Below are 10,322 nucleotides of genomic sequence, written 5' to 3'. Positions count from 1 at the left end.
CGCCGACATCATCGGCTTCGGTGCCGCCGGCGTCCTCACCGCCATCAATCAGGGCGACTTCCTGCTGTGAGGTAACTCAACGCCTGCAAATGCGATCTGCCAGCATCCGCAGCGCACGCCGCAAGCCTTTTGGGCCGCCCAAAATATCGCGCACGATCAGGCCGAAATCGTGCCAGATCGTGCCGCGATCATCGAGCGTTTCATAGATGCTCCAGAACGCATCCGCGCCGATCGCCGCTGGCATGTTCCACGCGCCGTGGAAGCCAAAGCAGGTGCGGATATCCCCGGTTCGCTCTGCCGAAAACCGGTCAGCCAAAGCCTTAGGGGCAAAGCGGACAGCATTGGCTTCGAGCCATGCGCGGTTGGTGCGGCAAATAGCCACGTCTTCAGGATGATGCGCCCGGAACGCTTCATGTCGACACAGCTCCATCAGGCGGCGGCTGCGCATCGAAAATCCACCGTTGCCGACGTCATGTCCATCATCGAACTGGGGCCAGCTTGCGCCAATGTAATCGTACTTCAGAAATTCCTGGTGCCATCGTTCGGGATTGGCAACATACCCATCCCATTGCGCGATGAGGCAATGGGACGTTCCGATGTGATCGGGCAGATTGGCCAGCAAGAACCGGGAATAGGCTGCGGACGATCGCAGAGCAGGAATCGGAACGACAACGATGCGATCATCATCCAGTGTGACCTCAGCATCGGTAAACAGTTTCACCGCACCAAAATCGACGTGCGCCATTGAGATTTTCAAGGCTTGAACCGTCGCCTCGAGATTAACCGACGTGACAGCGCACAATGTCACTTGTGGTAGATCTATCCGCAAGACTCACTCTCCCGCCCGCAATGCAAAAATCTCACTGTAACGGCTGAGCTGTGGGTGGTGAAAAGGGTCAACATCAGCATCGAAGTCATCTGTGCCCCATTGTGTCTTTAGTGCATCCAATTCGCCAGCGAAGCGCAACGCGCCTGCAGGATCACGGTCAAACCCACGTGAAACAGACTCATGGTGGATCAACCTTGCACGCGGTTCGTAAAGTGATTGCCACCCTCTAGCATTGAGACGCAGACAGAAATCGACATCGTTGAACGCCACCGCAAAACGCTCTTCGTCAAGCCCACCCACGGCCTGATAGCTGGATCGTCGCACGACAAGGCAGGCTGCTGTAACTGCGGAAACGAACTGCGGCAGAGCATGGCGGGAAAAATAGCCTTGGTCGTCTGGCCACAGCAAGCGGTGGGCATGTGCTGCCCCGCCGCAAATCCCGATCACAACCCCTGCATGTTGAATGCGGCCATCGGAATATAACAACTGCGCACCGACCGCCCCGACTTCGGGGCGCACCGCCTGCCTTACCATAATGGACAGCCAGTCAGGTCGGATCATCTCCACATCATTGTTCAACAGACAGAGAACTTCGCCGTCAGCGATCTCCACCGCGCGGTTGTTTAGCCGCGAGAAATTGAACCCCCCGTCGTCGCGCAATATGCGATAGCGGCTACGATCAAGCTTGGCGAGCCACGCAAGTGTGGCAGGATCGTCGCTGCCATTATCAACGATGATCACCTCGAAATCGGCATAGTTCGTCCGCTCAAGGCCCGCGATACATGTGGCGAGCAAGTCTAGCCGATTCCGAGTCGGGACAATGACCGTGACCTTTGGTGTGTTGTCCGAGGCATCGGACATACGGCGCGGTACCACCGGCATCGTACGATCACGTCGATGATGCAGAATATGCGGGAGCCGAACCGGCTTTGCGTCCGCTTCAGTTGTCACCGCCGCAGTCAGCCTCGACATCCACCCCGGCCCCGCGATCCGTCGAAGTACATCGGCACTGGACTGCACCACGCACGCCCCGGAAACATAATCGAAATGGCGATGGAGCTCTGCGTTCCATGCCGGCTTGAAATGAGGCGAATGCCGACGTCCGCGCATGTCGATCAAATCGTCGTCTGCATAGATTATGCGCGAACCGGACTGCGATATGGCAAATCGATATGCTGCAACTGCGTCTGACGAGAGACTATCCCCGGCCGTCATCGGCATTATCCAAGGTCGCAAAGCCCAATCGATTTGATCGATAACCTCATCCAGAACTCCATCCCGGACGAGGAACGCGGGCATTCCTTGAGTTCTTGCGCTTTGGAGTGTGGACGCCTCGCCCTGACCTGCGTCCACAAGCGCAATGATTGCAGCGTTACCGCTCTCATCTAGCGGCGGCCTTGGCTCAGCCAGCAACCACAACTCATAGGCCTGCGGCGTCGACCCAAGCAACGCTGCAAGTTTCGTTTTCGCGCGCAAACGCTTGCCCAGAACCAGCCACCACATGGCGAGCAACCAGCCCGCTGGCTTGCTGCGCGCTGCATTGAGGTGTGCGACGATCTTCAGTCTTAAACCGTTCATCGCATTCAGCGACCTATGCTATCCTATTGAGCTTCGAGACCGGATAGCCGATCTTGCCCGTAACGTCGCGTAAAAGGTCCAGGTTGAAGCCGACCTCGCCGCACGGCTATTGCAGCGTGCGCGAAGATGATGCTACCGGCACCCGACTGCCACGGTCCTGCAAACTGAGTATCCCTTTCAATGCAGATGAAGACAATCGCCCATCTCGTCCTGCTTGCGGGGCTTGCCGGCTGCGCTTCCCTTCCAACCAGTGGGCCAACGGGCAAGCAGATCGAAAAGAGCTTGCGCGTGACCGATGGCAAAATGCCGATAAGGATCGTCGAAGTTGGCTCGCTGAGCGAGATTCCATCCGTCGAGAACGGAACTCCATCTGGCAGCTTGCCAAGTCTTGCCCCGCCGCCAACCGACATGGTCGGACCAGGCGATTTGCTGGATATCAATATCTACGAGGCGGGCGTCACGCTTTTCTCTTCGGGCAGTGGGAGTGTGGATGGTGCGGCCGCTGGCGTCAGTCCCGGAGTGCAGGTTCAGAAGCTGCCGCCCAGCCGGGTCGATGACAATGGCGATATAACGATCCCATATGGTGGAAAGCTGCGTGTGATGGGCCGCACGCTACGTGAGGTGGAAAGCCAGATTCAAAGGTCTTTGCGTGGACTGTCGCAGAATCCCAAAGTCCTTGTCACACTTATCCAGTCCATAACCAATTCGTTGATCGTCAGTGGTGAAGTGAACCGGCCCGGTCGCTTGGTATTGCAGACCAATCATGAAACGCTGTCCGATGTCGTTGCGCTGGCTGGCGGTTATCGCGGTAACGCGCGCGACCTCATCTTGAGAGTCGTCCGGCAGAACCGAACGGTGGACATTCGTTTCAACACACTGATCGATAACCCTTCTTTTGACGTACCCGCCTATCCCGGTGACCGTTTCATGCTGATCCACGCACCGCAGTCCTATTCGGTACTGGGCGCGCCCGGCAAAGTGGAGCAGATCGGTTTCGCGCGCTCTTCCGTGTCCTTGGCCGAGGCGATCGCCTCGGCGGGTGGGGTCAGTGCCGGTACCGGTGATCCGGCTGCTGTGTTCTTGTTCCGGTATGTGAAGGACGAAAATGGCGGGAGCGCGCCGGTGGTTTATCATGTTAACATGATGAACGCCGGTTCGTATCTCTTGGCGCAACGTTTTGCGATGCAGGATCAGGATGTGCTGTATATCGGCAATGCTTCGGCGAACCAGCCCGGAAAATTGCTGCAGCTTGTAAGCCAACTCTTTACACCACTGGTGACCGTTACCGCGGCGGTGCAGACACTACAGAACTGACGGGTGGAGCAACGTGCTGCACCAACAGACACGCCCCTGCCGCCTTCGCAATGCGCAATTCTTCGCCTTTCCCCGCGAGCGCGCCTTGGCCTTGCCCAACTCGGCAGTCGTCTATCGTCACATCAAGGCCAACTGGTATCACTAGAGTTGACCTATCCAGATGAAGCGGCCCGTCGTCAACCGCTTGGCCAGCTACGACCGCGACGGAAAAGAATGGTCCATCAGTGAGTTGAACTGACTCGCTCGTCTCGATGCTCTGCCGCAAGTTCGACCTATGCGCGACGCCTTTGGCGACCTGAAGCCCTCTTTCAAGATGTAGTTCGCGAGGTCGTCCATAATCGTAGAGTCGATAGGTGATGTCGCTGTTCTGCTGGATTTCAACAAGGCTGACACCCGCTCCGATCGCATGGACCGTGCCGGCGGGAATATAGAAGAAGTCGCCCGGTTTGACCGGGAACCACTGCATCAGATCTTCAATCGTGCCGTCAAGCGCCGCGCGGCGAATTGTACCGGAATCAACTGCTTCCTTGAACCCGATGCCCAGCGTCGCACCGGGTTCGGCATCGATGACCAGCCAGCACTCTTCCTTGCCCCGATCGCTTTCGCCCAGCGCCTTGGCCTGTTCGTCACTGGGATGGACCTGCACCGAAAGCTTTTCGCTGGTGAAGATGTATTTCACCAGAATGTCAGGGAGTTCTGGCGGCGGTTCGAACCATACTTCGCCAACCCGTTTGCCTGCGGGCACATCGAACTGCGGTGGAAGAACGTTCTTGCCCCAAGGCTTCTCGACAATCTTCTTGCCCAGCAGCCTCACTGGTTCGCCGCTCCGGACAGTTTGCCGACATTCTGCGCACCAGCGGGCGAGCAGACCAGCACTTCATCACCATCGACAACGACGATCAGATCCGAAGCGCCAACGACCGACACACGCGGCCCATCGCTGACTACCAGAACATTGCTGCAATCGCGCAATTCGGCCTCGCCATCCACGGCATTGCCTGATTCGTCACAGGCCAGAGCTTCGTGCAGGGCCTGCCAGTTTCCGATATCGGACCATGCCATGACCGCAGGGACCATTGCGGCGCGATCAGTGTTTTCCATCACGGCATAGTCGACAGATTCGCTCGGCACCTTGGTGAAAGCAGCGGCATCGGGATAGAAGCGCGCGCCATCGTGACGACCGGCTGCAACTGCCGCTCGCACTGCTTCAAGAATTGCTGGGCGGTGGCGCCCCAGCTCCTGAAGGAAAGTGCCCACGCGAAAAGCAAAGATTCCGCCGTTCCACGCGTATTCGCCGCTCGACAGAAATTCCATCGCGCGCGCCAGATCGGGCTTTTCAACAAAGCGTTCAACCCGGAATGCGCCCGCGCCGCCAATTGCCTCACCCTGTTTGAGATAGCCAAACCCGGTTTCCGGCGCGGTCGGCACGATGCCGAACGAAACCAGCCACCCTTCTACTGCCAGCGCCGCCGCAGTCTTCGCAGCAGTGCGGAACGCATCGCAATCACCGATATGATGATCGCTGGGGCACACCAGCATCACCGCATCTTCCGGCAGCGACAATGCGGCCAATGCAATTGCGGCGGCCGTGTTGCGACCTTCAGGCTCAACAATGATCCGGGTGCTGGCGCGATCAGGCAACTGGTCTTCGACATGGGCCAGATGCGATGCACCGGTGACGATCATCGGGGGCGCAAAGCCATCCTTGCGCGGGCAGCGCAGCACCGTCGCGCTAAAGAGCGTAGTTTCACCAACAAGAGGCAAGAACGGTTTGGGCTTCTGCTTGCGCGAGCGTGGCCAAAGCCGTGTTCCACTTCCACCGCACAGTACTACAGGAACGATGTCGATCATTTTCAGCCCACGTGAGAGTATCAGTGACGGACGTTGGCATACACATGCTGCGTGTGCACACTCAGCCTGCAGCACTAGGAGAATTATCGCATCAACGCCAGCAACTCCGAAACGGATTGAGTTGCAAAACCAACTGCGCTGTCAGAAATTCCGTAAGGCATAAGCATTTGGCTACCGACCATGAGCGCTCCGCAGGTGTAGACTACGTTGGGAACATAGCCGAAACGGTCGGTATCAATGGCGGTGAGAATTGGCTTCGAGGTGCGCGCGATAACTTTTGAAGGGTTATCCCGATCAAGCAGCGCACAGCCAACGGCATAACGCCGCATCGCGCCGACGCCGTGCGTCAACAGCAGCCAGCCCTCGTCCGTCAGGATCGGGCTGCCGCAATTGCCAATCTGCACGAACTCCCATGGGAACTCCGGCTCCATCAGCAGCACACCTTCATCGTCCCACCGCTCCAGATCGTCCGAGGTCAGGAGGTAAAGGTTCTTTCCGTCCTGGCGCCCGACCATGCAATAGCGTCCGCCGATCTTCTGCGGGAATAGCGCCATGCCCTTGTTGCGGCCCGCGCGGCCGAGAATTGGTTCCAGCAGGAAACGGCGGAAATCGCGGGTGCGTAGCAGTTCCGAGCGGATCGCCGATCCCGAATAGGCGGTATAAGTGCCGATCCATTCATAGTCGCCATCGCCATGATCGAACCGGACCAGACGAAGATCCTCAAGTCCGCCGGCCTGCTTTTCCGTGACGGGGAAGATCACGCTGTTGGTCAGACTACTGTCGGCGTGGCGGTGCAAGGTTACGGCACAGTCTCCTGCGCGGCAGGCGGCGAGACTATCGTCCGGCAACATCGATGTGGCGAAGTGGCTTTGCGGCCAGAGGTCGAAAGTACCGTCACGCTTCGCGATACCTTCGCGGAACACGATTGAACTGATGTGCCCTTCGCCCACGGCGCGCAGGCTCATCACGAAGCGGACCGCGCCCTCGTTCATGCCCGATTGATCGGGATGCGGGACGATACTGGGGTTCATCAGGGCCGCCGCCGCATACGTGTATTCATGGCAGAAATAGGCCCCGATCAATCGCTTGCGCGCGGGCGATATCGGCGATCCGTGCAAGCCGAGCATGGCCTCAATCTCTGCGTAGCGCTCCTCGAAAAGCTTCTCGGTCTGCCAATGACGTTCCTCGAAATCGCGCAAAACTTCTGCGTATTCACTATCCGCCTGATCTTCGGACAGCGCGACGATATCGGCAACGAGTTTGGCTGCGCGCGCACGATCGCCGCCCATCCCTTGCCAGCCGAGATGAAATGGACGCAGCACGACCCGCGAAGGATCGGCATGGAGCCGTTGTTCAAGTACTCGCAAGTTTGTGCATACCCTTGCTTATTGTCGCACCGATGTGGTCGCCGGTGACGTTTTTGACTGGCAGAGTGCTCAACGGATCACGCTCGCCCGATCCTTCGCGCAGGCCACACATTGCATAGTGTGCCAGTTGGAACGCAAGGATCGACTCGGCCCCACAGTTAAGATTTACGCCTTGTGGAGTGACCCCATCACGACACCGCCCACTGACGATGTCAGCCAGCACAACGCCGCGATCGTTTCCGCCAAGGAACCAGCGATAGGCTATTTCGGCGTGAGCCAGCCAAGTCTGGTCTGCCGTTACATGCCACGCAGTTGCTGCCGCATCGACAGCGGCCCACGCCTCAAGCGGCTGCTGGTCGAACGGGAGAACCTCGTGGCTGCGTCCGAAGGTTTCCGAACCGACCGGACGGAAGTGGCCTTGAGCCGAAACCTGCTGCCGCGCAATAAAGCGCAAGCTGGACAGTCCGCTTGCGATCCAGTCCTGTCGGTTCAGCCATGTGCCTGCTCCAATCAGCGCTTGCGACATGCGCGGATTATCGTAGCCCAACACAGCTTCGAACCATGCCCAGTCGGGACGGCGCGCTTCCGACAGCAGAGCATCGAGCACCTCTCCGCCTCTTTCGAGCACATTTTTCGCCTCAGAGTGCGCTCCATCGCAATGAAGCGCCTCAAGGCATCCCAGCATGGCAAAGGCAATAGTCCGCGGCGATTCCATCGTCGACACTGGCTGCAGCGCTATATCAAACCACTGGCGCGCCCAGTGACGCAAACCCTCGTCCGGCGCATGGCGTATCGCATGGCCCAGCGCCCACAACGCACGGCCATTGCTATCCTGCGATCCCACATCTTCACACCATGTCCGGTCAAAGTTCATGAAGTTGCGGAATGCTCTCGCATCAGGATTCCAGGCATGCTGGATAAAGGCAGCATAGACAGTGGCCCAGCGCTGCCGCTCTGCCAGTGGCACCGCATCTGCCGCGCCCATCAGCATCAGCGCCCGCACATTGTCGTCAAGGCAATAACCATGCCGCCGGTCCGGCACCACGCCAATCGCGTGCTGCAACATGCCGGTCGCATCGCTCATGGCAGTAACTCCAGCAAAGCCGGGAACGGCTAGCAGTGGCACATTGCTGGTTGGCGTGACGATAACACTCTCGACCAGATCGCGCGCAGCCGCTGCGAAGCAGGGCCAGATCGTCTCGCGCCCCTTTTCCCAAGCGCGGCGCTGCACCGCCTGAAGGCTAATGGGGTCATCGAGCAGACGATTGACCGCATCTGCAATGACATCGGCCCGGCGCGGGTCGATCAACACGCCAACGTCATCAGCCAGCAATTCGCGCGCATGGACATAGGGTGTCGATACGACGGCTTTGCCCAGAGCAACCGCATAACTCAGCGTGCCGGAAGTGGATTGTTGCAAGTTCGGGTACGGGGTCAGGTAGATATCGCAGGCTTCCAGATGGTCGAGCAGTTCGTCAGTGTCGAGGAAGCGGTTTTCCCATGCGACATGGTGAGCGACGCCCAAGTTTTCAGCAAGGGCGTGTAACTCATCGCGATATCGCTCGCCCTCTGCGGCAACGAGATTTGGGTGGGTTGCTCCAACGATGCGATAGACGACATCTGGATGGCGCTCGACGATGGTAGGCAGCGCTTCGATGACCGTTTCCAGTCCCTTGCCGGGGCCAATCAGGCCGAATGTCATCATCACCCGCTTGCCCGCCAGACCTAATTGCGCCTTGTGCGCATCGACCCGTCCAAACGGGCGATCCGGCGCGCCATGCGCGATAACCGTAATACGATCAGTCGCGACATCATAGAGCCGCTGCAAAAGGCCTTTCGAATGCTGCGACATGACCATGATGCGCGAAGCGCGCCGTACCAGATGGTCGACAATAGCGCGTTGCTTGGGCGACGGAGCTTCCAGCACAGTGTGAAGAGTCACGATTAACGGTGCAGCCACGCGATCGACCAATTGCAGAACCAGATCGCCGCAATCACCACCGAAAATACCGTACTCATGCTGAAGCCAGACTGCATCCACCCCGTCTTCATTGATGCGCCGGGCCGCGACGCGGTAATCCTCGACACGGTCGGCGCGGATCACGCCGCGATGGCCTCGGTATTCGAGCGGGGCCAGCGGATCATCGATCACATGCACATCCACAGCAATGTCCGGATGATGCACGCCAAGCTGCTCAAACACATCTGTTGTAAATGTGGCGATGCCACACTTGCGCGGGGCGAGCCCACCGATCAGCGCAATGCGACAGGGCTTGCCAGCACCGTCCCTGCGCAAAAACTGAATGATCGATCCCGAAGAGGGGCGTTCACCGCGCTCGAACTGCACGGGGTTTCTGCCCTCAGGATCGCAGCCGTAAAAATCGGAAGGCGTCATGCGAAGGGGTTTCCCGAAAACGGTACGCCAGCCGTGTGGCTGGATTTGTACGCTCCCTGAATGAACGCTGGCCGGGCAATCCGGTTGCATTGCAGCGCAACAAAAACAGCAATCTTCGCTTGTCTCCCATCGCAAATGCGTGGCAACTCATCGCTTTGGCGCGACGCAGCCGCATTTTACCGGTATTTGCGCTGCAATATCAGGGGGCGAACCAGCGTTGCTCCCAGCCATAACTGGACGCAACGGGATTGCCTTCTGCATCCGTCGCCGGGCGAAAGCGGAAGCGTTCCCTCGCCAGTTTGCAGGTCACCGCGTCGGCTTCCGGCACGCCGCTGGCCCGCCATATCTTGCAGTCCGAAACGCGCCCATCCGCCTCAACCGTCAGCAGGATCACGACACGCTTGCCGATGCGGGCCTGCTGGCTGGCGGCAGGATAATCGCGGGTCGAGCGGATATCGCCCGCGATCTTTTCAGCCTTGCGCGCCAGCCCACCGCCCGATCCGTTACCGCTGGCACCACTGCCGGTGCCCACGCCTTCACCGCCGCCGCCCGTGCCCTGCCCCTGTGCCGCCGCGCCAGAGCGGTCTGCCGTTCCGGTAGACTCTACCGGCGGAGCGGGCTGTTTCTTGGCCGGAACGCGCGCCTTTGCCACCACGGGTTTGGCAATCGCCTTATTGCCCTCCTCGCCTGACGCTCCCGCGGGATCGGGCGCGGTCGGACTCGGCTTGGGCTTTTCCAGCGGCACGTCGAACGTCTGCGTGGTGAAGCGGTCCCGCTCAAGCAAAGGCAGCACTGGCACCCCGCCAAAGCCGTGCACCACGCCCCACAACACCAGCAAATGCAGGACCACCGCCAGCCCTGTGGCAGCCACGCGATTGCGGCCCGAACCCGTCTGGTCGGCATAACGCTGCGAATCGGATTGTTGCTCACCCACCACGGCAACATAACGCAGATCACGCTGCGTCCGCTTCAAAGGATTGGTCTGCCT

At 59.2% G+C, this 10,322-nt stretch carries 8 protein-coding genes; 1 reads left to right on the top strand and 7 read right to left on the bottom strand.

Annotated features, from left to right (window positions below):
• Window positions 1–76: 76 nt before the first annotated feature.
• Window positions 77–721 carry a DUF5672 family protein gene (locus HGI47_RS20620; protein ID WP_370521808.1) on the bottom strand — a complete coding sequence of 215 codons (645 nt, stop codon included), beginning with the start codon at window positions 719–721 and terminating at the stop codon, window positions 77–79.
• 111 nt (window positions 722–832) lie between these two features.
• Window positions 833–2,407, bottom strand: coding sequence for a glycosyltransferase (locus HGI47_RS20615; RefSeq protein WP_168854660.1), 1,575 nt, complete (start codon window positions 2,405–2,407; stop codon window positions 833–835).
• A 186-nt stretch (window positions 2,408–2,593) separates the two neighbouring features.
• Here HGI47_RS20615 and HGI47_RS20610 point away from each other — a divergent pair, with 186 nt between their 5' ends.
• Window positions 2,594–3,721: a polysaccharide biosynthesis/export family protein gene (locus tag HGI47_RS20610; RefSeq protein ID WP_240950339.1), complete on the top strand. Its 1,128-nt coding sequence runs from the start codon at window positions 2,594–2,596 to the stop codon at window positions 3,719–3,721.
• Here the strand turns inward: HGI47_RS20610 and HGI47_RS20605 are convergent.
• The 5 genes from HGI47_RS20605 to HGI47_RS20585 all read right to left on the bottom strand — a co-directional run bounded on the left by HGI47_RS20605 (window position 3,690) and on the right by HGI47_RS20585 (window position 10,307).
• The gene (locus HGI47_RS20605) at window positions 3,690–4,535 is read right to left on the bottom strand and encodes a class I mannose-6-phosphate isomerase (RefSeq protein ID WP_168854658.1); all 846 of its coding nucleotides are present in this window, start codon (window positions 4,533–4,535) and stop codon (window positions 3,690–3,692) included. The two genes, HGI47_RS20610 and HGI47_RS20605, sit on opposite strands and share 32 nt — an antisense overlap.
• On the bottom strand, window positions 4,532–5,572 hold the full coding sequence (locus HGI47_RS20600; protein WP_168854657.1) for a mannose-1-phosphate guanylyltransferase: 1,041 nt from the start codon (window positions 5,570–5,572) through the stop codon (window positions 4,532–4,534). The genes HGI47_RS20605 and HGI47_RS20600 overlap by 4 nt, the downstream gene beginning before the upstream one ends.
• Window positions 5,573–5,655: 83 nt before the next feature.
• The gene (locus HGI47_RS20595) at window positions 5,656–6,861 is read right to left on the bottom strand and encodes a glycoside hydrolase family 130 protein (protein WP_168854662.1); all 1,206 of its coding nucleotides are present in this window, start codon (window positions 6,859–6,861) and stop codon (window positions 5,656–5,658) included.
• Window positions 6,862–6,925: 64 nt separating this feature from the next.
• Complete coding sequence (locus HGI47_RS20590) at window positions 6,926–9,334, bottom strand: glycosyltransferase family 4 protein (RefSeq protein ID WP_168854656.1); 2,409 nt, start codon at window positions 9,332–9,334, stop codon at window positions 6,926–6,928.
• A 199-nt stretch (window positions 9,335–9,533) separates the two neighbouring features.
• Window positions 9,534–10,307, bottom strand: coding sequence for a TonB family protein (locus tag HGI47_RS20585; protein WP_168854655.1), 774 nt, complete (start codon window positions 10,305–10,307; stop codon window positions 9,534–9,536).
• Window positions 10,308–10,322: the final 15 nt, after the last annotated feature.

Source organism: Novosphingobium sp. ERN07, assembly GCF_012641335.1.
GTDB lineage: Bacteria > Pseudomonadota > Alphaproteobacteria > Sphingomonadales > Sphingomonadaceae > Novosphingobium.
This window is presented reverse-complemented; position numbering and strand designations above follow the sequence as displayed.